21 protein-coding genes are annotated in these 25931 nt (G+C 65.1%); 20 read left to right on the plus strand and 1 reads right to left on the minus strand.

Translation table 11 applies throughout. From position 1 onward, the window contains the following. Positions 1–140 precede the first annotated feature (140 nt). From GWG65_RS06050 to GWG65_RS06075, 6 genes are all read left to right on the plus strand, one after another. Positions 141–2150, plus strand: a complete 2010-nt coding sequence (locus GWG65_RS06050; protein WP_275194494.1) for a hydantoinase/oxoprolinase family protein — start codon at positions 141–143, stop codon at positions 2148–2150. Next, positions 2147–3727: a hydantoinase B/oxoprolinase family protein gene (locus tag GWG65_RS06055; protein ID WP_275194495.1), complete on the plus strand. Its 1581-nt coding sequence runs from the start codon at positions 2147–2149 to the stop codon at positions 3725–3727. The genes GWG65_RS06050 and GWG65_RS06055 overlap by 4 nt, the downstream gene beginning before the upstream one ends. A gap of 10 nt (positions 3728–3737) precedes the next feature. Continuing rightward, positions 3738–5033 (plus strand): aminotransferase class III-fold pyridoxal phosphate-dependent enzyme, encoded by a 1296-nt coding sequence (locus tag GWG65_RS06060; RefSeq protein WP_275194496.1) that lies wholly within the window; start codon positions 3738–3740, stop codon positions 5031–5033. Next, positions 5030–6712, plus strand: coding sequence for a long-chain-fatty-acid--CoA ligase (locus GWG65_RS06065; protein ID WP_275194497.1), 1683 nt, complete (start codon positions 5030–5032; stop codon positions 6710–6712). The genes GWG65_RS06060 and GWG65_RS06065 overlap by 4 nt, the downstream gene beginning before the upstream one ends. Positions 6713–6812: 100 nt before the next feature. After that, positions 6813–7745 carry an N-carbamoyl-D-amino-acid hydrolase gene (locus GWG65_RS06070; RefSeq protein ID WP_275194498.1) on the plus strand — a complete coding sequence of 311 codons (933 nt, stop codon included), beginning with the start codon at positions 6813–6815 and terminating at the stop codon, positions 7743–7745. Positions 7746–7750: 5 nt separating this feature from the next. Next, on the plus strand, positions 7751–8419 hold the full coding sequence (locus tag GWG65_RS06075; protein WP_275194499.1) for a flavin reductase family protein: 669 nt from the start codon (positions 7751–7753) through the stop codon (positions 8417–8419). On the opposite strand, the gene GWG65_RS06080 is transcribed toward GWG65_RS06075, so the two are convergent. Next, positions 8416–9078, minus strand: coding sequence for an aspartate/glutamate racemase family protein (locus tag GWG65_RS06080; RefSeq protein ID WP_275194500.1), 663 nt, complete (start codon positions 9076–9078; stop codon positions 8416–8418). The genes GWG65_RS06075 and GWG65_RS06080 overlap by 4 nt on opposite strands. 56 nt (positions 9079–9134) lie before the next feature. Between GWG65_RS06080 and hydA the strand changes: the two genes are divergently transcribed. The 14 genes from hydA (at position 9135) to GWG65_RS06150 (ending at position 25911) form a co-directional block, all read left to right on the plus strand. Further along, a complete protein-coding gene (gene hydA, locus GWG65_RS06085) occupies positions 9135–10604 on the plus strand; it encodes a dihydropyrimidinase (RefSeq protein WP_275194501.1) in 1470 nt (489 codons plus the stop codon). Between the two features lie 16 nt (positions 10605–10620). Continuing rightward, entirely contained in the window at positions 10621–11595 is a 975-nt protein-coding gene (locus GWG65_RS06090; protein WP_275194502.1) for an NAD(P)-dependent oxidoreductase, read from the plus strand. A gap of 1 nt (position 11596) precedes the next feature. Beyond that, positions 11597–12346: an SDR family oxidoreductase gene (locus GWG65_RS06095; RefSeq protein ID WP_275194503.1), complete on the plus strand. Its 750-nt coding sequence runs from the start codon at positions 11597–11599 to the stop codon at positions 12344–12346. Beyond that, a complete protein-coding gene (locus GWG65_RS06100) occupies positions 12343–13779 on the plus strand; it encodes an NAD(P)/FAD-dependent oxidoreductase (protein ID WP_275194504.1) in 1437 nt (478 codons plus the stop codon). Before GWG65_RS06095 ends, GWG65_RS06100 begins: the two co-directional genes overlap by 4 nt. Positions 13780–13886: 107 nt before the next feature. Continuing rightward, positions 13887–15506: an ABC transporter substrate-binding protein gene (locus tag GWG65_RS06105; protein ID WP_275194505.1), complete on the plus strand. Its 1620-nt coding sequence runs from the start codon at positions 13887–13889 to the stop codon at positions 15504–15506. Between the two features lie 31 nt (positions 15507–15537). Continuing rightward, positions 15538–16569 (plus strand): ABC transporter permease, encoded by a 1032-nt coding sequence (locus GWG65_RS06110; protein WP_275194552.1) that lies wholly within the window; start codon positions 15538–15540, stop codon positions 16567–16569. Beyond that, positions 16566–17414, plus strand: coding sequence for an ABC transporter permease (locus tag GWG65_RS06115; protein WP_275194506.1), 849 nt, complete (start codon positions 16566–16568; stop codon positions 17412–17414). The genes GWG65_RS06110 and GWG65_RS06115 overlap by 4 nt, the downstream gene beginning before the upstream one ends. Beyond that, the gene (locus GWG65_RS06120) at positions 17411–19081 is read left to right on the plus strand and encodes an ABC transporter ATP-binding protein (protein WP_275194507.1); all 1671 of its coding nucleotides are present in this window, start codon (positions 17411–17413) and stop codon (positions 19079–19081) included. Before GWG65_RS06115 ends, GWG65_RS06120 begins: the two co-directional genes overlap by 4 nt. Before the next feature lie 141 nt (positions 19082–19222). Further along, complete coding sequence (locus GWG65_RS06125) at positions 19223–20827, plus strand: ABC transporter substrate-binding protein (protein ID WP_275194508.1); 1605 nt, start codon at positions 19223–19225, stop codon at positions 20825–20827. Positions 20828–20844: 17 nt separating this feature from the next. Further along, positions 20845–21786: an ABC transporter permease gene (locus tag GWG65_RS06130; RefSeq protein ID WP_275194509.1), complete on the plus strand. Its 942-nt coding sequence runs from the start codon at positions 20845–20847 to the stop codon at positions 21784–21786. Next, positions 21783–22706 carry an ABC transporter permease gene (locus GWG65_RS06135; RefSeq protein ID WP_275194510.1) on the plus strand — a complete coding sequence of 308 codons (924 nt, stop codon included), beginning with the start codon at positions 21783–21785 and terminating at the stop codon, positions 22704–22706. The genes GWG65_RS06130 and GWG65_RS06135 overlap by 4 nt, the downstream gene beginning before the upstream one ends. Before the next feature lie 19 nt (positions 22707–22725). After that, complete coding sequence (locus GWG65_RS06140) at positions 22726–23715, plus strand: ABC transporter ATP-binding protein (protein WP_275194511.1); 990 nt, start codon at positions 22726–22728, stop codon at positions 23713–23715. Continuing rightward, positions 23712–24695, plus strand: a complete 984-nt coding sequence (locus GWG65_RS06145; RefSeq protein WP_275194512.1) for an oligopeptide/dipeptide ABC transporter ATP-binding protein — start codon at positions 23712–23714, stop codon at positions 24693–24695. The genes GWG65_RS06140 and GWG65_RS06145 overlap by 4 nt, the downstream gene beginning before the upstream one ends. 253 nt (positions 24696–24948) lie before the next feature. Continuing rightward, positions 24949–25911, plus strand: coding sequence for a tripartite tricarboxylate transporter substrate binding protein (locus GWG65_RS06150; protein ID WP_275194513.1), 963 nt, complete (start codon positions 24949–24951; stop codon positions 25909–25911). The last annotated feature ends 20 nt before the right edge of the window (positions 25912–25931 follow it).

Genomic DNA, 25931 nt, shown 5'->3' on the forward strand with positions numbered 1-25931 from the left:
CCATAGCTCTGTCGCACGCTCGCAGGCGGTGGCATGACAGGGGATGCATGATGGGCAGTCTCAGTTCGGCATTGGACGTCGCGATGGATGGGAAGCACCCGGCGTCCGGTCCGGACGTCATCCGTAGCTGATCCCTGCACATGAGCGATTCCGCCAGTCATTGGGAAGTCGGCACCGATATCGGTGGCACCTTTACCGACATCATCGCGATCCGGCGCGAGTCCGCGGAGACGCGGATCGCGAAGGTGCCGTCGCGGCCGCAGGCGCCCGTTCAAGCGATGCTCGAGGCCATCGAGGCCGTGGGCCTGCGCAAAAGCGAGGTCAAGCGCTTCGTGCACGGCACCACGCGCGTGACCAACGCCATCGTCGAGAATCGGCTGCCGAAGGTGGCGCTGGTCGCGACCGACGGATTTGCCGATGTGCTCGAGATCGCGCGCTACCGCCGGCGCGATCTCTATCGCCTCGACATTCCGCCGAAATCGCCGCCGCTGGTGCCGCCTGAACTCTGCTTCGGGCTCGCCGAGCGTCTCGATCATGAAGGGTGGGTGCTGAAGGCGTTGGATGAAGCGGAGATCGAGCGGCTGGTCCGGTGGCTGAAGCAGACCGGTGTCCAGAGCGTCGCAGTGGCCCTGCTTCATGCCTATGCCAACCCGCTGCACGAAAAGATTCTCGGCGAGCGCCTCAAGGACGTCGTCGCCCACGTCTCGCTGTCGCACGAGGTCAATCCCGAGGCGCGCGAATACGAACGGACCTCGGCGACCGTGTTCAACGCGGCGGCGATGCCGATCGCGGTCGAATACCTCAGCGAATTGGAGCAGCGGCTGCCGATTGGCCCCGGCTTGCAGGTATTTCATTCGGCCGGCGCGATGGTCCCGATCTCGGCGGTGAAGAGGCGGCCACTGGTGATGGCGATGTCGGGGCCGGCCGCCGGCGTATCGGCCTCCGTCAGCATCGCGCGCCAGCTCGGCGCCTCGCGGGTGCTGACCTTCGACATGGGCGGCACCACGACGGACGTCTGCCTGATCGTCGACGGCCAGGCCGAGATGACGGATGGCCGGATGCTCGGCGACAAGCCGCTGCGTCAGCCGATGCTCGCGGTTCACTCGATCGGGGCGGGCGGCGGATCGATCGTGCGCAACGGGCCCGGCGGCCTGACGGTCGGGCCGGAGAGCGCCGGCTCGGAGCCGGGGCCGGCCTGCTATGGCCGAGGCGGCATCGAGCCTACCATCACCGACGCCAACGCCGTGCTGGGCTATCTCAATCCGGAAACCCGGCTTGGCGATCGCATCGGCATCAATGTCGAGGCCGCCGCGCGCGTCATCGAACCGATCGCGCAAGCCTTGGGGCTGAGCATGACCGAAACGGCGCTCGGCATCATCAAGGTCGCGAACGCGACGATGGCCCGTGCGCTCCGCCGCGTCACGGTCGAGCGCGGCATCGACGGGCGCGATTGCACGCTGCTCGCCTTTGGTGGCGGCGGTCCGATGCATGCCGCGGGCCTTGCCGATCTCTACGGCATCGAATCAATCGTGGTGCCGAGCGCGTCGAGCGCGTTTTCCGCGCTGGGCTGTCTCACCGCCGATTTCAGCTTCCTCCAGCAGCAGACCTTGCGGGCGGCGCTCGACAGCATCGATCTCGGCCGCGTTTCGGAGCGGATCGCGACGCTGATCGGCGATGCCTCGGCGCCACTGATCGCCAATGGCGTCGCGCAAGCCGAGATCGAGGTCGAACTGGTCGCCCTGATGCGCTACGCCGCGCAGAACGATGCCATTCCGGTGCCGCTCGCGCTGCCGCTCGACGTGACGCGGCTGAAGACGGATTTTCTGGCGCGGCATCACGAGCTCTTCGGCTATGCGACGAGCGAGAGCTGCGTCATCGAATCGGTGCGGGTGCAGGCGCGCCGCCCGTCGACGACCGTTGTGAGCCGGCCGGCGACTGCGCTCCGGGCCGTGTCCACCGGTCGCCGCATCTGCTCGTTCGACGGCTGCCATGAGATTGCGACCGCGATCGTCGATCGCGCCGCGGTGTCCGATGTGGTCAGTGGTCCCGCCATCATCGAAGACGCCTGGTCGACCGTCGTGGTGCCGCCCGGCTGGCAGGCAAGGCCGGACGCCGCCGGCAACCTGTTCCTGACCCGGGGGACGCCATGAAGCTCGACCCCTTCGTCGTCGAAGTCATCAGGCACGGGTTCTCCGCCGCGGCCGAGGAGATGAGCTTGGTGATGACGCGCTCGGCGCGCTCGCCGCTGCTGCGCGAGGCCGGCGATCTGTCGTCGGCGATCACGGACGCTCGCGGCGGCCTGGTCGGGCAGGGCCGCGATATCCCGATCCATCTTGGCGCGATGGCCTATACAATCCCCGAATTGCTGAAGGTGGTGCCGGCCGACAGCCTGAACGACGGCGACGTGCTGATCTACAATCTCGGCGCGCTCGGCGGCAATCACCTCAACGACGTCAAGGTCGTGCGTCCCGTCTTCGTCGACGGCGAGATCGTGGCGTTCGCGGTCAGCCTTGCGCACTGGCCGGATATCGGCGGCACCTGGCCCGGCAGCTATTTTGCCAAAGCCATCGACACGTTCCAGGAGGCGATGCGCATTCCGCCGGTGCTGATCGCGACCGCCGCCGGCGTCAGCGCGCCCATCATTCAGCTCCTCAAGGCCAATGTCAGGGATCCCGAGGCCTGCGAGGGCGATCTGCTCGCCCAGATTGCGGCGACCAAGGCCGGCGAACGGCGCATCATCGAGCTCTGCCGCATGCACGGCAAGCCGGTCTTCACGGCGACGCAGGCGCGCCTGCACGATCTGTCGGAGATCGAGATGCGCGAGGCGCTTCGCGCGCTACCGGACGGCGTCTATGAAGGCGAGGATTATCTCGACGACGGCGGCGTGGACAATGCGCCGGCGCGCATTCACGTCAAGATCACCATCGCCGGCGATGAGGCGACCTTCGACCTGTCCGGAAGCTGCGACCGCGTTTCCAATTTCTGCAACACGACGCCGTTCATGGCACGTTCCGCCGTTGCCTACGCCGCGCGCATCATGAGCGGGCGCGACATGCAGCAGAACATGGGCGCGCTGCGGCCTTTGACCATCATCACGCGCCCGGGCTCGATCCTGGAGCCGGGCTGGATGGCTTCCGTTGCCGCCGGCAATCACGAGACGTCCATGCGCATCGTCGATGCGATTTTCCGTGCCATGCAGGACACGGTTCCCCGGCGCTTGTCGGCGGGCGGGGCAACCACAGCGGGCGTGCTGTTCTTTGCCGAACCGCGGCAGAACGGTTCATGGCGGATGCTCTACGAAGTCCACGGCGGCGGCGAAGGCGCGCGCCATAATCGTCCGGGTATAGCGGCGACGCGGGTGCATCTGTCCAACACCTCGAACACGCCGGTTGAGGTGATCGAGGCGAGCTACGCGATCCGCGTCGAGCAACAGGCTATCCGCCGGGATTCGGGTGGCGCGGGCAGATATCGCGGCGGCGACGGCGTAGTTCGCGCCTACCGCATCCTGGCACCCTCGATGCACCTGACCACCTGCATCGAGCGCATGGTGATTCCGCCGTACGGCATGCAGGGCGGGCAGCCCGGCAAGCCCTGCCGCATCTCGCTGATCCGGCAGGGTAAGAACATCGCAATCGACGGCAAGTCGAACCTGGTGCTGCAACAGGGCGATCTCGTCACCGTCGAGACCTGCGGCGGCGGCGGCTACGGCGCCGAGGCGGCGGAATGAAGGGACTGCGATGAGCAATCTGCTGCGAACCGGATTGAATGCGGGCGAAGCCGCGCCAATGACCGTGGTCGGCGGCGAGGGCGTCTACTTCCATCTTGCGGACGGCCGCCGGCTGATCGACGGCAGCAACACCGGCGGCGGACTCGGACATCGTCATCCTGCGATGGTGGAGGCGATCCGCCGCGCGGCGGATACGCCGGTCGTGAACGAAGGCTGGACCTGGGTCGGCCGCGAGCAGGCCGCCGACGATTTGATGGCCATCGCGTTCAAGGGCGAAGAGGATTGGGTCGGCGCGGTCCGCTTCTGTATCAGCGGCAGCGAGGCCAACGATATGGCGCTGTCGCTCTGCCAGGCGTTGACGCAGCGGTCTGCGCTTGCGACGCGCGAGCGCGCCTATCACGGCCTCACCGGCCTGTCGCGCAGCATGACGGTGCAGCCGCAATGGCACGGTGGGCTTGCGGTTCACTCCGGCGGATCGCAGCGGCCATCACCGATGGCGCCGGTGCGGGTATTGCCGGCGCCGGCCGGCGCGATCTATGGCGCGCCGGCCAACAATGCGCCTCCGGGCGAATATCTCGCGGACGCCACGCGCCTGCTCTCGGACACGGCGGCGACGATCATCGACTACACCCAAGGCGGCATCTATTACGACGGCGCCTATCAGGACGAGGTGGCGCGCTGCGCGCGCAAGGCCGGCTCGTACTGGATCGCAGACGAAGTCGTCACCGGCGCAGGCCGCGCGGGCCGCTGGTTCGCATTCCAGGGGGCTGCGAGCCGTCCCGACATCGTGACCCTCGGAAAATCGCTCGGCGGCGGCGCGGCTGCGGTCGCCGCGGTCGTGGTGTCGAAGGCGATCGTCGAGCGGCTCAACGGCACGAGCTGGCAGAATTACGGCACGCTACGCGGCCATCCCATCAGCATGGCCGCCGTCAGCGCTTACCTGAAGGTCGTCACCGAAGAAGAGATTCTGGAGCACGTGCGCAGCCTCGAAAAGCTGTTCATCTGCCGCCTGCTCGACATCGCGCAAAAACATCCGAGCGTGCAGCGCGTGGCGGGGCAGGGGCTGCACTGGACGGTCGAACTGCATGGTCCGGATTGGCGCTCCTGGCACGCCGACACGAGCGAGGTGCCGATCGCCTCGCGCGTGGCGACGCGGGCGCTGGAGGCTGGCGCGGTGATCGGGACCAGCGGCGAACAGACCTCGCTGTTCCTTGCGCCGCCGCTCGTGATCTCCGAGCATGAGACCGAACGGCTTCTGGATGCGCTCGACCACGGCCTGGACATTGCCGACGAGGAGCACGGGTGAGCGCCGACCACGCCCCAGCCTATCGGTCACCGCCGTGGCCGGCGGATGAACCCTGGCATCTCGCGATGCCCGAGGGAACGCTCTACGACGCGCTGGCGCGCGCGGCACATGATCGGCCGACGCATCCGGCAACAATATTTTACGGAGCGAGCCTCAGCTATGCCGAGCTGCGTGACCGCATCGACGCCTTGGCCGGCTTTCTGCAAAGCGCTTGCGGCGTGAGGCGCGGCGACAGGGTCATGATCGCGCTCCAGAATTCGCCGCAATATGTCATCGCCTATTATGCGGTGATGCGGGCGGATGCTGTGATCGTGCCAGTCAACCCCATGAACAAGACGGCCGAGATCGCGTATCTCGCCGCTGATAGCGGCGCCAAGGTCGCGATCATCGGCAGCGAGCTGATCGAGATGTTTGCGCCGCTGGTGGGCGAAGCCATCGGGCATGCAATCGTCGCGCAATATCGCGGCGAGGTGCCCGCCGCCACGCCCTATACGTTGCCGACCTGCGTGACCGAAGCGCCGTCGGAGCTGCCGTCGTTGCCGGGCTGGCATTCCTGGTCATCCGCGATCGCGCAGGGCTTGCGGCCTGCTGCGATGAGCGCTGCGGCCGACGATCTGATGATCCTGCCCTACACGTCGGGGACAACAGGCAAACCAAAGGCCTGCATGCATAGCCATCGCAATGCGCTGTTTACCGCGGTGTTGCAGGCCCGCTGGTACGGCCTCGGCGGTGACGACGTGATGACGGGCTTCATGCCGCTGTTTCACGTTGCGGGCATGCAGGGTTCGATGAATGCGGCTGTTGTCGCCGGCGCCACGCTGCTGCTGATGGCGCGCTGGGACAAGGATTTGCTGCCGGATCTGTTCGAAACCTACGGCGTGACGTTCTGGAACGCGGCGCCGACCATGATTGTCGACGTGCTCGCGAGCGCCCGATTCCGAGACCGGTGTTTTGCCAGGCTCAAGGTGCTGACCGGTGGCGGCGCCGCGATGCCGACCGCGGTTGCTGAGCGTCTGAAGGGACGGTTCGGCCTCGACTTTGTCGAGGGCTACGGCATGACCGAGACGATGTCGCCGACGCACCTCAACCCGATGGCCGCGCCGAAGCGGCAATGCCTCGGCATTGCCGTGCATGAGACCGACGCAAGGATTATCGATCCGGAGAGCCGGATCGAGCTCGACGACAACGTCGTCGGCGAGATCGTCGTGCATGGTCCGCAGGTGTTGCAGGGCTACTGGAACAGGCCGCGGGCTGATGCCGAGGCGTTCATCGAGATTGACGGCAAGCGGTTCCTGCGCACCGGCGATCTCGGCTATCGCGACGCCGACGGATATTTCTTCGCGGTCGACCGATTGAAGCGCATGATCAATGTCAGCGGCTTCAAGGTGTGGCCCGCCGAGGTCGAGGCGGCGATGTACCATCACCGCGCCATCCGGGAGTGCTGTATCATCTCGGCGCCGGATGGCTACCGCGGCGAGACCGTCAAGGCGCTGGTGGTGCTGGATGAGGCCGCGCGGGCGACGACGTCGCCGGACGATGTCATAGATTGGGCGCGTGGCGCGATGGCGAGCTACAAGGCGCCGCGCGCCGTGGTCTTCGTCGAGTCTTTGCCGCGGACTGCCAGCAACAAGATCAATTGGCGGCTGTTGCAGGACGCCGAATGGGGCCGGACGGCATGAAAGCCCGGCTGGAAACACCTGACGGGACTGCGTTATGCTGCCCGCGCCGACAAATCGTTGAAGCTATGGCTTCGTTTAAGGGATCACCAGGAAACCACTGATGCGTATTGTCAATGTTGCCGCCGCCCAGATGGGCCCGATCCAGAAAGCCGACAGCCGCGAGGCCGTGGTCAGGCGCATGATCGCGCTGATGGACGAAGCCAAGGCCAAGGGGGCCGATCTGATCGTCTATCCGGAACTCGCGCTCACCACGTTCTTTCCGCGCTGGTACGTGGAGGACCGGGCCGAGTTCGACGTCTGGTTCGAGCGCGAGATGCCGAACGCGGCGACCAAGCCGCTGTTCGAGCGTGCGGCGCAGCACCAGATGGCGATGAATTTCGGCTATGCGGAGCTGACGCCCGACGGTCACCACTTCAACACCTCGATCCTCACCGACAAGTCCGGCAAGATCGTCGGAAAATATCGCAAGATCCACCTGCCGGGTCATGTGGAGTTCGACGCCAAGCGTTCGCATCAGCATCTGGAGAAGCGCTATTTCGAACCGGGTGATCTCGGCTTCAACGTTTGGCGCGCGCTGGGCGGCATCATCGGCATGGCCGTCTGCAACGACCGGCGCTGGCCCGAGACCTATCGCGTCATGGGCTTGCAGGGCGTCGAGATGGTGCTGATCGGCTACAACACACCGTCCGTCAACGCGGAGAAGAGTGATGAGGGCATCGAGAAGCGACTGTTTCACAACCGCCTCTCCGTGCAGGCCGGCGCCTATCAGAATGCGACCTGGGTCGTCGCCGTGGCCAAGGCCGGCGTCGAGGACGGACACGCGCTGTTTGGCGGCAGCCTGATCGTCGATCCGGACGGCGAGATCGTCGCCGAGGCCAAGACGGAAGACGACGAGCTGCTGGTTCACCCCTGTGATCTCGACGCGACCACATTCGGCAAGACCACGATTTTCAATTTCGCCGAGCATCGCCGTATCGAGCATTATGGGCTGATCGCCAGCCAAACCGGCGCCGTGCCGCCGCCGGAAGTGTGAGGCCGATGGCAGACAAGGACACATCCGGCATTTCGCTGCGCGAACTCGATCCGCGCGACCGCTACAAGCTGCTGTGCGGCGTGGTGGTGCCGCGGCCGATCGCGCTGGTGACGACGCTGGACGAGAACGGAGCGGTCAACGCAGCTCCCTTCAGCTTCTTCAATGTCTTCTCCGAGAGTCCGGCGTTGATCGTGCTCGGCCTTCAGCACAAGCCGGATCACAGCCCGAAGGACACGACCCGCAACATCCATCGCGATGGCGAGTTCGTAGTTCACATGGTGGACGAGGCGCTGTCGGCGGCGATGAACGACTGCGCGGTCGATTTCCCGTCCGGTGACAGCGAGGTCGCGGCGACCGGTCTCGCGACGCTTGCCTCGGTCGACGTGAAGGTGCCGCGACTCGCCGCGGCGCCGTTCGCGCTCGAATGCCGGCGCCAAATCGTGCTCAACTTTTCGCCCGATCGCGAGCTGCTGGTTGGGGAGGTGCTGCGGGTTCACGCCCGTGACGGCCTCGTCGACGAGGCGAACATGTATGTCGATCTCGAAGCCTACCGGCCGATCGGCCGCATGTTCGGCAATCTCTACACGACGCAGCGGGATATTTTCGCCCTCGTGCGCGAGAGCCATTCGCAATGGCTCGCGCGCCGGGACGCCACAGAATTGAAGGACGCCTAGTGGCGCGAGAACTGCACCGTACCGAGCGCCATCGTGACGGCCGCCTGCGTCGGGTCGATCACGGCAATGCCGAGCGCATCTTCGAGCGGACGGCGGTGGCGCGCCATGCCGGCGCAACCCATCACGATGGCGCGGGCGCCGTCCTCGTCGCGCAGTGCACGGCCGATGTCGATCATCTTGGCCAGCGTTCCTTCGCCCGAAGCGGTTTCGGCGACGCTCATGTTGAGCGGCCGCTCGCCGGCAAGCCGTTCGGTCAGGCCCATCTGTCTGAGATAACGCATGTGCCGCGGGATCGAACGCTGCGCGATGGCGATCACGCCAAAGGTTTCGGCGCGGGCCAGCGCCGTCAGCACGCCGCACTCGGCGATGCCGAACACGGGGCGGTCGGTGCCTTCACGGCAGACCTGAAGCCCGGGATCGCTGTAACAGGCGATAATGAAGGCGGCGGAACGGTTGTCGCTTTCGACCAAGCGGCGCAGCGGCATCGCGACGCTGTCGACGTCGGCCTGGCTCTCGATGCCGAACGGACCCTCGGCCAGCGTTTGGCAGACCACCTCGGGTCCGCCGTCAAAATCGAGCGGCCTCAGCGCGTCCTCCAGCCCCTGCGTAACCGTGGGGTTGGAGTTCGGATTGATGACGAGAATGCGCGGCCGGGACATGATGGTCTTCCTGCGAATGGGCGATCATTTGTCTTGAGCCTATCACGGAGTGCCACATGACTGAACCCACCTACGACCTGATCATCCGCGGCGGACGCGTCGCCACCACGACCGACGTGTTCGAGGCCGATGTCGCCATCTCCGGCGAGACCATCGCAGCTGTCGGCCGAGGGCTTCCGGCTGCAAAGCGCGAGATCGACGCCCGCGGCAAGCTGGTGTTGCCCGGCGGTGTCGACAGCCACGCCCATATCGAGCAATTGTCCGCGGCCGGCATCATGAATGCCGACACCTTCGAGAGCGCGACCGTGTCGGCGGCATTCGGCGGCACCACCACGGTGATTCCGTTTGCCGCCCAGCATGTCGGCATGAAGCTGCCGCAGGTGGTGGAGGATTATCACGCGCTGGCGAAGAAGGGCGCCGTGATCGACTACGCCTTTCACATGATCATTGCGGACGCGACCAGGGAGACGGTCGAGGAGCACATTCCGGCACTGGTGAAGCAGGGTCACGCGTCGATCAAGATATTCATGACCTACGACCGGCTCAAGGTCGACGACGAGCCGCTGCTCGACATCCTGCTTGCTGCGCGTCAATCGGGCGCGATGCTGTGTGCCCACGCCGAGAACCATGGCATCATCGCCTGGATGGTGAAGCGCCTGCTCGCGCGCGGCTACACGCTGCCGAAATACCACGCCGTCAGCCACGCCCGGGTGTCGGAGGCGGAAGCCTTCACCCGGCTGATCGGCATGGCGGCGCTGATCGACCAGCCGATCATGATCTTCCACGTCTCGACGGCCGAAGGCGCCAGGGTGATCCGGGATGCGCGCGGGCAGGGGCTCAAGGTGTTTGCCGAGACCTGTCCGCAATATCTGTTCCTCACCGCCGGCGATCTCGACAAGCCCGGCGCCGACGGTGCGAAGTGGATGTGCAGCCCGCCGCCGCGGACGCATTCGGATCAGGAGGCGCTTTGGCAGGCACTGTCGCTCGGCGATCTCCAGACCGTCTCGTCGGATCACGCACCGTATCGTTTCGACGAGACCGGCAAGCTGCGCGCCGGGCCCAATCCCAACTTCAAGCAGGTCGCAAACGGCCTGCCGGGCCTTGAAGTGCGGCTGCCGTTGCTGTTCGACGCGATGGTGTCGAAGGGGCGGCTGGGCTTGGAAAAATTCGTCGAGCTGACCGCGACGGCGCCGGCAAAAATCTACAATTTGCATCCACGTAAGGGTTCAGTCGCGGTTGGTGCGGATGCCGACATCGCGATCTGGGATCCGAATCGTGAGGTCACGATCGCCGACGAAATGATGCACGACCTCACCGGCTACACACCGTTCGCAGGCCGCAAGTTGAAGGGCTGGCCGGTAACCGTGCTCTCGCGCGGCCGCGTCATCGTCGATGGCAACAAATGCCTCGCGGATGCGGGCAGCGGCAAGTTCCTCGCCCGTACCGGCGGCGAGGCAGCCAAGCCGACCGGCCGCCTCGTCGCCGACATGGATCCGGAACGGAACTTTGGAGCGAAGCTGCTGTGACGGGCGGCCCCACCAGATGAAGATCGTCATCTTCGGCGGCACCGGCTTTGTCGGCCTCAATCTCGCGGAGGTGCTGCTCGCGCGCGGCCATGACGTGACGCTGTATGATCTTGCACCGCTCCCGCCGGCGGCGCGTCGCTCGCTGGCTGATGACGGAGGACGGCTCCGAGCCGTCCAGGGGGAGATCAACGACGCGAAAACTATCGACGCCCTCATTGCCGAGGGCTGTGATGCGATCGTGCTGGGCGCGGCGATCACTGCCGGCGATGATCTCGAGAGGGCGTCGGCCTCGCGCGTTCTCGAGATCAACGTGATGGCCCAGATACCGATCCTGCAAGCGGCGATCCGCCATGGCGTTCGCCGTGTCGTCAATCTCTCGTCGGCATCGGCCTATGGCGCCGCGGGCCAGCGTCATCAGGTGCTGGACGAGGATACACCCTGCGATCCGGTGTCGTTCTATGCCATCAGCAAGTTCACTTCAGAGCGATCGGTGGCGCGGCATGCCGAACTACTCAGCGGCGATTTCCTCAGCGTGCGGTTGAGCGCCGTGTTCGGTCCGTGGGAGCGGATCGGCACGGTGCGCGATACGCCGAGCCTGCAGTTCCAGATTCTGGCCGCGTTCGGTCGCGGCGAGCCGGCGATCATGCCGGATCCAGGCATCAAGGATTGGATCTACGCCGTCGATGCCGCCGAGGCAGTCGCGGTGCTGATCGAAGCCGAGCGTCCCCGCCGTCGGCTCTACAACATCTCCGGCGGTGCGGCATGGCCGGCGCTGCAATGGGGCGAGGCCTTTGCGGCGTTGCATCCGGGCCTGCAATGCCGGCTGGCGGCGCCGGACGAAAAGACCATCATCAAGCTGCATGGGCCGGATCGCGCGCCGCTGTCGGTCGCGCGGATGGCAGAGGAGTTCGGCTGGCGCGCGCGCTTCGGCTGTACGGAGTCTGCGGCGGCGATGAGCGCTTGGTGGATGCAGCACCGGGAAGGGATCTGACATGCGGCTGCAGGGGCGCACGGCCATCATCACCGGGGCGGGCTCGGGCATCGGCCGCGCCAGCGCAAAGCTGTTCGCAGAGGAAGGCGCGCGTCTCGCTCTGGTCGATCGCGATGCTGCGGGCCTCCAGGAGACGCTAAGCCTCGTGCGTGAAGCAACCACGCACGTCGGTGATGTCGGTGAGGCAGGCTTTGCCGAGACCGTCGCAAGCGACATGGTGGCGCGACACGGCCGGCTCGATATCCTGATGACTGCGGCAGGCTTCTCCTGCGGCGGCACGGTGCTGACCACGGATCCGGCAGACTGGGACGCAGTCTTTCGCACCAATGTCGGCGGCACCTGGCTGTGGGCGCGGGCGGCCGTGCCGCAGATGCAGCAGCAGAACAGCGGGTCGATCATCACGCTGGCGTCTCAGCTCGCCGTCGCCGGCGGCAAGGGCAACAGCGCCTATATCGCAGCCAAGGGCGCGATCGTCAGCCTGACGCGGACGATGGCTGTGGATTTCGCCGCGGACGGCATTCGCGTCAACGCGATTGCCCCGGGTGCGATCGACACGCCGATGCTTCGCCGCAGCTTTGCGCGTCATGCCAATGCGGAAGAGGTGCGTGAAGCCTCTCGCAACCGCCACGCCATGAAGCGGTTCGGCCAGGCGGAGGAGATCGCGCAGGCCGCGCTGCATCTGGCGAGCGATGCGTCTTCGTTCACAACAGGTACCGTGATGGTGGTCGACGGCGGGTGGCTCGCCGCATGAGTGACGCGCTGACACAACTCGAAGCCGATGTTCACGCCGATCTTGCCATGATCGCGCATCCCGGCGCCGCGTGGCTCCCTCCAAAACCGGGGCCGGACGGCAAGCCGGCGCTGGATGTTCTCGTCGTCGGCGCCGGCCAATCCGGCATCGCGATCGGCTTCGGGTTGATGCGCTCCCGCGTCGGCAACATCCTGCTGCTCGACAAGGCCGAGGAGGGCATGGAGGGCCCGTGGCTCACCTATGCGCGCATGCCGACGCTGCGCAGCCCGAAGGACTATACCGGCCCCGATCTCGATATCCCGAGCCTGACCTACCAGTCCTGGCATGAAGCCCGCTTTGGCCGGGAAAGCTGGCAGACGCTCGACCTGATCCCGCGCGGCCATTGGGCGGACTATCTGCTCTGGCTGCGGCGCACGATCGGAGTGCCGGTGCGCAACGGCTGCGAGCTTCTCGAGATTGCGCCGGCCGCCGATGGCCTGCTCGCCGCACAGGTGAAGCGTGCCGATGGCGTCGAGACGCTCTATGCGCGCAAGATCGTGCTGGCGACGGGACAGGAAGGGATGGGAAGCTGGATCATTCCGGAGCCGCTTCGAGACCTGCCATCAACTTCGGTCGCAACCGTCGCCGACGATATCGACTTCAAAGGGCTTCGCGGCAAGCGCGTCGTCGTGATTGGCGCCGGCGCATCCGCGTTCGACAATGCGGCAACTGCGCTCGAGGCGGGCGCCGCCGAAGTGCACCTGCTCTGCCGCCGGCCGCGGATCCAGGTGATCCAGCCCTATCGCTGGCTGACCTTTCGCGGCTTCCTGCGCCATCTCAGCGATCTCGATGATGCCTGGCGCTGGCGCTTCATGCGCACCATCCTCGAAATGCGGGAGGGATTTCCGCAGCCGACCTATGACCGTTGCGCGCGCCATGGCAATTTCACGCTGCACGAAGGCGCGCCGGTCGAGGCTGCGCGCCGGACCGATCACGGCATCGAATTGCAAACGCCGCGGGGCCTCGTCACGGCCGATTTCGTCATCTGCGGCACCGGCATCGACATGAACTTTGTCGGGCGCAGTGAACTGTCCAGATTTGCCGGCAACATCGCGACCTGGGCCGACCGTTACCAGCCGCCGGAGGGCGAGCGCAACGCGCGGCTCGGCCGCTTTCCCTATCTCGCCGACGATTATGCCTTCACCGAGCGCGTGCCGGGCGAGACGCCGTGGATATCGGACATCCATCTCTTCGCGATCGCCTCAACCATGAGCTTCGGTCCCTCGGGATCGTCGATCAACGCAATGACGACTGCCGTCCCCAAGCTGGTCCACGGCCTGACGCGCGGCCTGTTCCGCGCCGATGTCGGGCATCACTGGGCTTCGCTGAGCGCCTATGACGTGCCGCAGGCCGTGGTCACGCGTTCGGCAGAAAATTTGGAGGAATCCCGATGATTGCCCGTGCTCCGCTGCGACGAAGCGCCCCCTCAGGATTGGCGCATAACTTGCTTCTTTCTCATCATGCCTTGCTGGCGTTTTTGTCGAAATCTTGGGGAAATCGAATGCGTTTCGCATCATTCAGGCTGGCGTCTTGTGTCGTCGCCACCGCCGCATTGCTGCTCGTCGCCAACGCGCCTGCGCAGGCGCAAACCAGGGCGGAGACGCTGCGCTATGTGACCGGCGCATCCGTCAACACGCTCGATCCCAACATTCCCGGCTCGACCCGCGAGTCCTTTGCGCTGAGCATGAGCACCTATGACCGGCTGGTGGCATTTGGCCGCAAGCAACTCAACGGCAAATGGGTGTTCGATCTCGACAAGATCACGGGCGAGCTCGCGGAATCCTACGACGTCAGTCCCGATGGCCTGAAGCTCACCTTCCGCCTGCGCAAGGATGCCAAATTCCAGGACGGCTCGCCGGTGACGGCCGAGGACGTGAAATGGTCGCTCGACCGCTGCGTCACCGCGCCGATCCTCGGCAAGGCGCAGCTCCTGACGGGATCGTTGACCTCCGCCGACCAATTCAAGGTGATCGATCCCGTCACCATCGAGGTGACGTTGCCGAAGCCCGACAAGCTGGCGCTGCCCAATCTTGCCACCGTCTATCCGATGATCATCAACTCCAAGGTGGCGAAGGAGCATGCGACGACGGATGATCCCTGGGCCACCGCCTGGCTGAAGGAGCATGCCGCCGGCAGCGGCGCTTATGTGGTCGAGACCTTCAAGCCGGGCGAGCAGGTCATCCTCAAGCGCAGCGAGGACTGGAATCGCGGCTCGCCCGACAAGCCGGCCTTCTTCAAGCGCGTGATCGTGCAGTCTGTGCCGGAGCCCGCGACCCGCGCCAACCTGGTTGAGCGCGGCGATGCCGATCTGGTGCTCGATCTCCAGGCCAGCGACGTGCAGTCGCTCGAAGCCAAGGGCAAGCTCAAGGTGGTCTCCACGCCGCAATACAATGCGATCACGTTCGTGTCGATGAACAACCAGATCCCGCCCTTCGACAACGTCAACGTCCGCCGCGCCATCGCCTTCGCGCTGCCCTATGACGACATGTTCAAGGCCGCATTGTTCGGCCGCGGCTCGCCGCTGTTCGGGGCGACCTGGCCGGACGGCAAGCCGCTGACCGGCATCTATCCATTCCAGGCGCCGGTGAAGATCGATCTCGACAAGGCGCGGGAATATCTCAAGGCCGCGGGCCTTCCCGAGGGCTTCTCGACCACCTTCAGCTTCAACGTCGGTCAGGCCTCGACTGCGGAGCCGATGGCGGCCCTCGTGAAGGAGTCGCTTGCCAAGATCGGGATCAAGGTCGACATCCAGAAGCTGCCGGATGCGCAGATGTCGACGCAGATCAACGAGAAGAAGCTGCCCTTGTTCACCGAAGGCATCGTCGCCTGGCTGCCTTCGACGGATTATTTCTACCGCAACTTCTACACCGGCAATCAGCGCTGGAACTACAGCTCGATCAACAATCCTGAATTGGCTGCGATCGCGCAGGAAGCCCGCTTCGAGCCGGACAAGGCCAAGTACGAGGAGGACGGCCGCAAGCTCAATGCGATCCACTTCAGCGAGATGCCGCAGATCCCGCTGTGGCAGCCCAACCAGGATGCAGTGATGGCCTCCTCGATCGAGGGCTACACCTACGAATTTCACCGCCAGGTCGACTACCGCGATGTCAGCCGCAAGTGACATCCGCAAGCGCAAGGAGCTCTTAGAGTTGATGACCGGCCTTGGCGCAACGATGGTGCGGGCGGGCAGGCGGCTTCTGTCGTCGCTGCCGGCATTGTTCGGCGTGCTGGTCTTCACTTTTCTCCTGATGCGCGTCCTGCCCGGGGACCCCGCGGTGTTCTTTGCCTCGGGACCCAATGCCGGCAAGGAGGAGATCGAACAGATCCGCAAGCAGATGGGCCTCAACAAGTCGGTGCCGGAGCAGCTTGTGTTCTATCTCTCCGATATCGGCCACGGCAATCTCGGCCGCTCCATGATGACCGGGCAGCCGGTGCTCAAGGATCTGCGGGAGCGGCTGCCGGCTTCGCTCGAGCTTACCTTCACCGCGCTGTTGATTGCCCTCGTTGCGGCCGTGCCGCTCGGCGTGCTCGCGGCGCTGCGGCCGGGCTCGCTCGTCGATCACGGTGTGCGGATGTTCTGCGCGCTCGGCGTCTGCGTCCCGACCTTCGTCTCGGGCCTGTTGCTGATTTACGTCTTCTACTACCTGCTCGGGTTTGCGCCCGATCCGACCGGGCGGATCGATGTCTTCACCTCGCTGCCGCCGCAGCGCACCGGATTCCTCTCGATCGACTTCCTGCTCGCCGGGGACATCGACGGCTGGTGGGCGGCCTGCAAGCAATTGATCCTGCCGGCGGTGAGCATGGCGCTGTTCGTCATCGCGCCATTGGCGCGGATCACGCGGGCCTCGATGCTGGTCTCGCTCGGCAGCGATTTCGTGCGCACCGCGCGCTCGGTCGGGTTGTCCTGGCGCAAGGTGGTCGTCACCTATGCGCTGCGCAACGCCATCCTGCCCGTCATCACCATCGCGGGCATCGTGTTCTCGACCATGTTAGGCGCCAATGTCCTGGTGGAGAAAGTTTTCTCCTGGCCGGGCGTCGCCTCCTACGCGCTCGACGCGCTGCTGTCCTCGGATTATGCGCCGGTGCAGGGCTTCGTGCTGCTGATGGCGAGCGTATTCGTGCTGGTCAATCTGATCGTCGATATCTGCTATGGCATCGCCGATCCCAGGGTGTCGATCGAATGACCGGCGCAACCCTTCGGCACTCGATCTGGATCCTGCGCGGAAACCCGCTCACCGGCATCGCCGCAGCCGGCGTTCTCCTGTTCATCCTGGTCGCGATTTTCGGGCCGTGGATCGTGCCCTATGATCCCGTGGTCTCGAATGTGTCGCAGGCGCTGCTGCCGCCGAGTGCAGCCCATATCGGCGGTACGGATCAACTTGGACGCGACGTGTTCAGCCGCCTCGTCATCGCGGCGCGGCTAGACCTTGCGATTGCGGTCTCCGCGGTCGGCATTTCCTTCGTGCTCGGCGCCGTCATCGGCTCGTTCTGCGGCTATGCGGGCGGCAAGCTCGACCGCGCGGTCGGCCGCTTCGTCGACGTGATGATGGCTTTTCCGCTGTTCGTGCTGGCGATGGCGATGGTCGCCGCGCTGGGAAACCGGATCGAGAACATCGTGATTGCGACCGCGATCATCAATCTGCCGTTCTACATCCGGTTCGCTCGGGCGGAGGTCAACGTCCGGCGCAACGTCGGCTGGGTCGAGGCCGCGCGCGCCTGCGGCGAAAGCCATTTCTCGGTGGTGCTGCGCTTCCTGCTTCCGAACATCCTGCCGGCGATGGCGGTGCAGATTTCGCTCAATCTCGGCTGGGCGATCCTGAACGCGGCCGGCCTCTCCTTCATCGGTCTTGGCGTCAAGCCGCCGACGCCGGAATGGGGCATCATGGTCGCGGAAGGCGCGCGCTTCATCTCGACCGGGCGATGGTGGCTGGTGGCGTTTCCGGGCCTGGCACTGATGATGGCGGTGCTGTGCTTCAACCTGCTTGGGGACGGGATGCGGGACATTCTCGACCCGCGTATGCGGACATGAGCGCGACCCTGCTCAGGATCGACGACCTCCACGTCTCGTTCTCGACGCGGCGCGGAATGGTCGAGGCCGTGCGCGGGGTCACCCTCACGGTCGGGGCCGGCGAGATGCTCGGTCTCGTCGGCGAGAGTGGTTCGGGCAAATCGGTCACCGGCTTTGCAACGACGCGGCTGCTGGATGCGGCCGGGCGCGTCACTGCCGGAAAGATCCTGTTTCGCGGGCAGGACGTCACAAAACTTCGGGGTGACGACCTTCGCCAGCTGCAAGGCGCCGCGATGTCGATGATCTTCCAGAACCCGCGGGCGGCGCTCAATCCGATCCGGGCGATTGGATTGCAGATCGCGGACGCGATCCTGACACACAAGCGGATATCGAAGGACGCCGCGCGCGCCGAGGCGCTCGAGCTGCTGCGCGCGGTGCAAATCCGCGATCCCGAGACGCGGATGAATGCCTATCCGCATGAGCTCTCCGGCGGCATGTGCCAGCGCGTCATGATTGCGATCGCGATTTCCTGCAATCCCGCGCTGTTGATTGCCGACGAGCCGACCACCGGGCTCGACGTTACCACGCAGAAGGTGGTGATGGATCTGTTGGCGGATATTGCCGCCGCACGCGGCATGGCGACGATTTTGATCACGCACGACCTCGGTCTTGCAGCGCGCTATTGCCGCCGCATCGCCGTCATGGAGCGCGGCCGTATCGTCGAGGAGGCAAGCCCGAAAGCCCTGTTTGGTGGCCCGCGGCACGCCTACACCAGGCGCCTGGTCGCGGCTTCACCGACCGCGGTCTCGCGGATCGAGGATCTCGTGACGGAGGAGGAGAGGGAGGGTTACGCCGCGATCATCAGCAAGCCCAGGCAGGAGCTCGCGGCAGGCACACCGCCGCTCCTTGAGGTGCGGAAGCTTGCAAAGCGCTTTGATCAGGGGGCGGCCGCGGTTGCGGATTTCTCCATGACGATGGCCGGCGGCGAAAGCGTCGGGCTCGTCGGCGAATCCGGCTCTGGCAAGAGCACGACGTCGCGCATGATTTGCCGTCTGATCGATCCGAGCGAAGGCGACATTGTCTTCGACGGACAGTCGATCGGCCACGTCGCGGCGCGCGACTTTCACCGCTCGCCCTTCCGCAAAGACATTCAAATGGTCTTCCAGGACCCGAACGAGAGCCTCAACCCGCGCTTCACCGCCTTTGACTGCATCGCCCATCCCTTGATGCGGCTTGATGGTCTGCGTGGGGGCGACGAATTGCGCCAGCGGGTGAATGAGTGCGCGGAGCGCGTGGGATTGCCGCTGGATCTCCTGCCGCGCTTTCCGCACCAGCTCTCCGGCGGCCAGAAGGCCCGTGTCGGGATCGCCCGCGCTATCGCCTGCCGGCCGCGGCTTCTCGTGCTGGACGAGCCGACCGCCGCGCTCGACGTCTCGGTGCAGGCGGTGGTGCTGCAACTGCTCGACCGCCTGCGGCGCGAGAACGACATCGCGCTATTGTTCGTCAGCCACGATCTCAACGTGGTGCGTATGCTGTGCGACCGCACCATCGTGCTCCGCAACGGCGGCATCGTGGAGCAGGGGGAAAGCCGGGCGCTGTTCGACAATCCGAAGACGGACTATACGCGCAAGCTGGTCGAGGCGATTCCTCATTTCGAGGCCGGGCCGGCGCTGGCGGCGGCTCTTTGATATCGGAGTGCCGCAGAAATCAGACCAGTTCCTGCTGGCGAAGGTCCGGTTAGTGGCACACCATTTGCACGCTAATGGGCTCGGTTTCACCTGCCCTTGGCCAACGAACGGCCGGCATCACGACATTATTGGGAGGACTTCATGGATCGCAGGACCATATTGAAGGGACTGGCTGGCGCGGGCGGGCTGGCGCTGACGGGTGGCCTCTCGGCTCCTGCGCTTTCGCAAGGTGCGGCGGCCCGCACCTTGCGTTTCGTGCCGCAGGCCAACCTCGCCAATTTCGATCCGATCTGGGGTACGCAATACGTCGTGCGCAACGCCGCCGCGATGGTCTGGGACACGCTCTACGGCATCGATTCCTCGTTCCAGCCGCAGCGGCAGATGGTCGAATCCGAGGAAGTGACGGACGACGGCACGACCTGGACGTTCAAGCTGCGGCCGGGACTCAAATTCCACGACGGCGAGCCGGTGCTGAGCAAAGATGTCGTCGCGAGCCTGACGCGCTGGTCGGCGCGCGACCCGATGGGCCTGATGCTTAAGGCGCTCCAGCAGGAGCTCACCGCCGTCGACGACCGTACCTTCAAATGGGTGCTGAAGCAGCCCTTTCCGAAAATGCTGTTCGCGCTGGGCAAGAACAACTCGCCATGCGCCTTCATCATGCCGGAGCGCATCGCGCAGACCGACCCGTTCAAGCAGATCTCGGATTATATCGGCTCCGGCCCACTGAAGTTCGTCAAGAGCGAATGGGTCCCCGGCGCAAAAGCCGTGTTCGAGAAATTCGCGGACTATGTGCCGCGGCAGGAGAAGCCGTCGTGGCTCGCCGGCGGCAAGCAGATGATGATCGATCGCGTCGAATGGGTGATCATGCCGGATCCGGCGACCGCGGCAGCCGCGTTGCAGAACGGCGAGATCGACTGGTGGGAGAACCCGATCGCAGATCTCGTTCCGGTCCTGAAGAAGAACAAGAATATCAGCGTCGATATCGGCGATCCCCTCGGCAATATCGGCTCGTTCCGCATGAATTTCCTGTATCCGCCCTTTAACGACGTCAAGGCGCGGCGCGCGGTGCTGATGGCGCTCAGCCAGGAAGACTACATGCGCGCGATCGTCGGCGACGACAATTCACTCTGGAAGCCGCTGCCGGGCTATTTTACGCCGGACACGCCGCTTTACACCGAAGTGGGTGGCGAGATCCTGAAGGGCAAGCGCGATCTCGACGCGGCCAAGAAGCTGCTCGCCGAGAGCGGCTATTCCGGCCAGCCGGTGACGTGCCTTGTCGCGCAGGATCAGCCGATCACCAAGGCGATGGGCGACGTGACCGCGGACCTTCTCAAGAGGCTCGGCATGAACGTCGACTTCGTGGCGACGGACTGGGGCACGGTCGGCTCCCGCCGCGCGCAGAAGACACCGCCCGGACAGGGCGGCTGGAACATGTTCCACACCTGGCATGCGGGTGCGGATTGCGTCAATCCGGCACCGTACACCGCCATTCGTGCCAATGGTGACAAGGCCTGGTTCGGCTGGCCCACCAGCTCCGGCACGGAGAAGGAAGTCACGTCCTGGTTCGAGGCCAAGAACCTCGACGAGGAGAAGGCCGCCATCGGTCGTCTTAACAAGGCGGCGATGGATGATGTCGTCTACGCCCCGACCGGCTTCTTCCTGGGCTACACCGCGTGGCGCAAGAACGTCTCCGGCGTTGCCAAGGGACCGGTCCCCTTGTTCTGGAACGTGACGAAGTCGGCATGATCGCGCGCTGAAGCCAGATGCTCTCTTACATCCTCCGGCGCATCGTCTCGACCTTGCCAGTGATGGCAATCGTCGCGTTGTTCGTGTTCAGCCTGCTCTACATCGCGCCGGGTGATCCGGCCGTGGTGATCGCGGGCGATCAGGCGAGCCCGGAGGATGTGGAGCGCATTCGCCAGAGCCTCGGCCTCGACCGGCCCTTCCTGATCCAGTTCGGAAGCTGGGTCTGGCGCATCCTGCACGGCGATCTCGGCACCTCGATCTTCACCAACCTGCCGGTCTCGACGATGATCGGGCAGCGTCTTGGACCGACGCTGTCGCTGATGATGGTCACGCTTCTGCTCACGATCGTGGTCGCGGTGCCGCTCGGCGTCGTGGCGGCGTGGAAGGCCGGCAGCCTGATCGACCGTGTCATCATGGGCTTTGCCGTGTTCGGCTTCTCGCTGCCCGTCTTCGTGGTCGGTTACATGCTCGCCTACATCTTCGCGCTCGAACTGGAATGGCTTCCGGTGCAGGGCTATACGCCGCTCGCGCAAGGCTTCTGGCCGTGGCTCGAGAACCTGATCCTGCCGGCGATCGCGCTCGGTTGCGTCTACATCGCGCTGATCGCGCGGATCACCCGCGCCACCATGCTCGAAGTGCTTCAACAGGACTATATCCGCACCGCACGCGCCAAGGGCCTCGGGCAGGGCGGCATCCTGTTCGTCCACGCGCTGAAGAACGCGGCGGTGCCGATCGTCACGGTGATCGGGATCGGCATCGCGCTCCTGATCGGCGGCGCGGTGGTGACCGAAAGCGTGTTCGCGATTCCCGGTCTTGGCCGGCTCACGATCGATGCGATCCTGCGCCGCGATTATCCTGTGATTCAGGGCATCGTGCTGCTGTTCAGCTTCGTCTACGTTCTCGTCAATCTGATGATCGACGTCATCTATACGCTCGTTGACCCGAGGATCCGCTATTGACCGATACGACCGTCAACCCGCAATCGCTTCCGGCCGGCTTCGTCGTCGCGCCGCAACTGCCCGAGATCTTTCGGCCGGTCGTCATCCGTCGTGGCCTGGTAGGGTTGCTGCGGGGCCATCCGACGGTTGCGATCGGCGGCGCGCTGCTGCTGACGCTCGTCCTGATCGCAGTCTTCGCGCCCTATCTCGGAACAGTCGATCCGACCGCGCTCGCGCCCGCCAAGCGCACCCGCGCGCCGTCGGCGGATTTCTGGTTCGGCTCCGACGTGCTCGGCCGCGACATCTATTCCCGCGTGCTCTTCGGCGCGCGGGTCTCGCTCACGGTCGGCCTGTCGGTCGCGATATTCGCGTCCGCGGCGGGTCTTGCCATCGGTATCGTCTCCGGCTTCATCCGCTGGGCCGACGGAATCCTGATGCGGTTCATGGACGGATTGATGTCGATCCCGCCGATCCTGCTGGCGATCGCGCTGATGGCGTTGACGCGCGGCAGCGTAGGCAATGTCATCCTGGCGATCACCATCGCCGAGATCCCGCGCGTCTCGCGCCTCGTGCGCAGCGTGGTGCTGTCGCTGCGCGAGCAGCCCTATGTGGACGCGGCGGTGGCCTGCGGCACGCGTACGCCGATGATCATCCTGCGCCATATCCTGCCTAACACGGTTGCGCCCATGCTGGTGCAGGCGACCTATATCTGCGCCAGCGCCATGATCACGGAGGCGATCCTGTCCTTCATCGGTGCCGGCACGCCGCCGACCATCCCGTCCTGGGGCAACATCATGGCCGAAGGCCGCGCGCTGTGGCAGGTCAAGCCCTACATCGTGTTCTTCCCGGCAGCCTTCCTGTCGGTCACCGTGCTCGCCGTGAATTTGCTCGGCGATGGTCTTCGCGATGCGCTCGATCCGCGCATGGCCAAGAGCCTCTAGTGCCGAGGGACTGATCGCGATGGCACTGCTCGAAGTCGACAATCTGCAAACCCACTTTCGCACGCCGGGGGGCATCAACCGCGCGGTCGACGGCGTGTCCTTCCATGTCAACGAGGGCGAGACGCTGGCGATCGTCGGCGAGTCCGGCTGCGGCAAGTCGGTGACATCGATGTCGCTGATGCGGCTGATCCCCGAGCCGCCTGGCAAGATCGCAGGCGCCGTCCGTTTCTTGGGCAGGGACTTGCTGCAACTGTCCGAACGCGAGATGCGCGCGATCCGCGGCAACGACATTTCGATGATCTTTCAGGAGCCGATGACGAGCCTCAATCCGGTCCTGACCGTCGGCCGTCAGATCCGCGAGACACTGATGATCCATCAAGGCCTGGACAAGCAGGCCGCAGAGGCACGCGCCATCGAAATACTGATTCTGGTCGGCATCCCCGAGCCGAAGCGGCGCGTGCGCGAATATCCGCATCAGCTTTCCGGCGGCATGCGCCAGCGCGTGATGATCGCGATTGCGCTTGCCTGCAATCCAAAACTGCTGATTGCGGACGAGCCGACCACCGCGCTCGACGTGACCATCCAGGCGCAGATCCTCAAGCTGATGTTGGACCTCAAGCGCCGGGTCGGCGCGGCGATCATCCTGATCACGCACGATCTCGGCGTTGTCGCCGAGATCGCCGAACGTGTCATGGTGATGTATGCCGGCCGCAAGGTCGAGGAGGCGCCGGTCGCAGAATTGTTCCGTTCGCCGCGCCATCCCTATACGCAGGGTTTGCTCGGCGCGGTGCCGCGGCTCGGTTCCTCGCTGACCGGCACCGCGCGGCGGCTGGCCGAGATTCCCGGGCAGGTGCCCGATCTCAGGAAGCCGATCACCGGCTGCGTCTTTGCCGGGCGTTGTTCGCTCGCGACCGATCTGTGCCGCCAATATGCGCCGGGGCTCGAGGAGAAGGGGCCTCGCCACGTTGCCGCCTGCCACTACGCCATCAAGGGAGCCGCCGCGGCATGAGTCCCCCGCTGCTCCAGGTCAACGACCTCAAGAAGCATTTTCCGGTCAAGACCGGCCTGTTCGGCCGCAGGTCCGAATGGGTCTACGCGGTGGACGGCGTATCCTTTGAGATCGCGCGCGGCGAGACGCTGTCGCTGGTCGGGGAGTCCGGCTGCGGCAAGTCAACGGTCGGCCGTGCCATCCTGCGGCTGTTCGACATCACCTCGGGCCAGGTGATCCTCGATGGCCAGCGTATCGACGACGCCGCGCCGAGCACGATGCGGCAGATGCGCCGCCGCGTTCAGGTGGTGTTCCAGGATCCGTTCTCGAGCCTCAATCCCCGGATGCGCGTGCGCGACATCCTGGCCGAGCCGATCCGCAATTTCGGCCTCGCGAAGTCCGCAGCCGATCTCGAGGTGCGTGTCACGGACCTGATGGACATTGTGCGCCTGCCGCGCGAGGCGCTGAGCCGCAGGCCGCACGAGTTCTCGGGCGGCCAGCGTCAGCGCATCGGCATCGCACGGGCGCTTGCCGCCGAGCCCGAGCTGATCGTCTGCGACGAGGCGGTCTCGGCGCTCGACGTTTCGGTCAAGGCGCAGATTGTCAATTTGTTGCAGGATCTCCAGAACAAGTTCGGTCTTGCGCTGCTGTTCATCAGCCATGATCTTGCGATTGTCGAGCACATGACCCATCGCGTCGCGGTGATGTATCTCGGCAAGATCGTCGAGGTGGCGCCGCGCCGGGAGATCTTTGCGGCGCCGCGACATCCCTATACCAAGGCGCTGCTCTCCGCGGTGCCGGTGCCCGAGCCTGGTGCCCAGCGCAATCCCATTATCCTTGGCGGTGACGTGCCAAGCCCGATCAACCCGCCGAGCGGATGCCGTTTCCACACCCGTTGTCCATACGTCTTCGATCGCTGTCGGACAGAGGAGCCGCAACTTCGTTCCAGTGGGAATGACCAGTGGGTGGCATGCCATCTCGACGCACTGCCGCAGGCTTAGAACTGCGCGGCGTCCTTGAACTGCGTGGTCGCCGGCGTGGTGGCATGCGCGCCGTACGGCGTGTACGCATGATGGAATTTCAATCCTTGGGGCCTTTATTCTCCTCGTGGTGAAGCGCTGAGCCTTTGAAGCAATATGGAGATGGCAGCTCGGCCCTTGAGCGGTATCTCCTCGTGCTCCGCTGCTGTAAAACCACGGTGCAGATCCCTGACTTGTGCGCGCAATGAACCTTTCACGGCGGGAAGTCCTCGAAATGGCCGCGTCTGTTGCCGCGCTGACCGCATGGCCTGGCGGTGCAACTGCCAATGACTATCCTTCTCGCCCGATCCGGCTGGTGATCCCGTATGCGGCGGGTGCCGCCGGTGATCAGATCGGCCGGGCTTGGGCCGACAGGATGGCCTCGCTGCTTGGGCCGATCTATGTCGAGAACCTGGGCGGCGCCGGCGGGGCAGTCGGCTCCGCCGTAGTGGCCCAGAGTGCGCCTGACGGCTATTCGCTGCTGCTCGGCAACGGCAGCACGCAAGTGATGATTCCGTTGTCCTCGGCGCGCACGGCCTACGATCCGATCCGCGATTTCCGGGCCGTCTATCGCCTGATCACCAGCACGCTCGCCTTCGTCGTGAATCCCTCGCTCCCGGTCGGGGATATGCAAGAGCTGGCCGCTTACGTGAAGAACAATCCCGGCAAGATTTCCTATGGCACGCCAGGCGTCGGCACCGGCAATCATCTCGTCGGCGAGATGTTCAGGCGACAATCGGGCACCGAAGCCGATATCGTCCACATTCCCTACCGCGGCATGGCGGCCGCGACCAATGACCTCGTCAGCGGCGAGATCCCGGCGATGATCGCCGTCGTATCGAGCAACCTCGTGCAATTGCACCGCGCCGGCAAGCTGCGCATGCTCGCCGTGACGAGCCGCAACCGCTTGAGCGGCGCGCCGGAAATTCCAACCGTCACCGAGGCTGGCATGCCGGACCTCAGCTATGCCGGATGGTTCGGCTTGTTTGCGCCGAAGGCAACCCCGGATGAGATCGTGAACCGCCTATCCGCAACGACCCGTACCGCGATGGCCGATCCTGCGCTGCAGGAAACCTACCGTTCGCAAGGCATGGAGCCGGATGCCGATTCCAGCCCGGACAAATTTCAGCGATTGGTGGAGGACGAACTGAAGCGACTGGCTCCCATCATCAAGTCGATCGGGCTGAAGCGGGATTGAAGACCAGCGATGCCGGCCGT

The sequence above is a fragment of the Bradyrhizobium sp. CSA207 genome, assembly GCF_029051685.1.
Lineage (GTDB): Bacteria > Pseudomonadota > Alphaproteobacteria > Rhizobiales > Xanthobacteraceae > Bradyrhizobium.

Bases quoted from the DNA above. Each gene is read 5' to 3' on its own strand.
- GWG65_RS06140 (WP_275194511.1), top strand. From the start codon at position 22,726: ATGGCACTGCTCGAAGTCGACAATCTGCAAACCCACTTTCGCACGCCG.
- GWG65_RS06110 (WP_275194552.1), top strand. From the start codon at position 15,538: ATGACCGGCCTTGGCGCAACGATGGTGCGGGCGGGCAGGCGGCTTCTG.
- GWG65_RS06145 (WP_275194512.1), top strand. From the start codon at position 23,712: ATGAGTCCCCCGCTGCTCCAGGTCAACGACCTCAAGAAGCATTTTCCG.
- GWG65_RS06125 (WP_275194508.1), top strand. From the start codon at position 19,223: ATGGATCGCAGGACCATATTGAAGGGACTGGCTGGCGCGGGCGGGCTG.
- GWG65_RS06095 (WP_275194503.1), top strand. From the start codon at position 11,597: ATGCGGCTGCAGGGGCGCACGGCCATCATCACCGGGGCGGGCTCGGGC.
- GWG65_RS06120 (WP_275194507.1), top strand. From the start codon at position 17,411: ATGAGCGCGACCCTGCTCAGGATCGACGACCTCCACGTCTCGTTCTCG.
- GWG65_RS06070 (WP_275194498.1), top strand. From the start codon at position 6,813: ATGCGTATTGTCAATGTTGCCGCCGCCCAGATGGGCCCGATCCAGAAA.
- GWG65_RS06150 (WP_275194513.1), top strand. From the start codon at position 24,949: ATGGCCGCGTCTGTTGCCGCGCTGACCGCATGGCCTGGCGGTGCAACT.
- hydA (WP_275194501.1), top strand. From the start codon at position 9,135: ATGACTGAACCCACCTACGACCTGATCATCCGCGGCGGACGCGTCGCC.
- GWG65_RS06130 (WP_275194509.1), top strand. From the start codon at position 20,845: ATGCTCTCTTACATCCTCCGGCGCATCGTCTCGACCTTGCCAGTGATG.
- GWG65_RS06060 (WP_275194496.1), top strand. From the start codon at position 3,738: ATGAGCAATCTGCTGCGAACCGGATTGAATGCGGGCGAAGCCGCGCCA.
- GWG65_RS06100 (WP_275194504.1), top strand. From the start codon at position 12,343: ATGAGTGACGCGCTGACACAACTCGAAGCCGATGTTCACGCCGATCTT.
- GWG65_RS06080 (WP_275194500.1), bottom strand. From the start codon at position 9,078: ATGTCCCGGCCGCGCATTCTCGTCATCAATCCGAACTCCAACCCCACG.
- GWG65_RS06105 (WP_275194505.1), top strand. From the start codon at position 13,887: ATGCGTTTCGCATCATTCAGGCTGGCGTCTTGTGTCGTCGCCACCGCC.
- GWG65_RS06055 (WP_275194495.1), top strand. From the start codon at position 2,147: ATGAAGCTCGACCCCTTCGTCGTCGAAGTCATCAGGCACGGGTTCTCC.
- GWG65_RS06115 (WP_275194506.1), top strand. From the start codon at position 16,566: ATGACCGGCGCAACCCTTCGGCACTCGATCTGGATCCTGCGCGGAAAC.
- GWG65_RS06090 (WP_275194502.1), top strand. From the start codon at position 10,621: ATGAAGATCGTCATCTTCGGCGGCACCGGCTTTGTCGGCCTCAATCTC.
- GWG65_RS06050 (WP_275194494.1), top strand. From the start codon at position 141: ATGAGCGATTCCGCCAGTCATTGGGAAGTCGGCACCGATATCGGTGGC.
- GWG65_RS06075 (WP_275194499.1), top strand. From the start codon at position 7,751: ATGGCAGACAAGGACACATCCGGCATTTCGCTGCGCGAACTCGATCCG.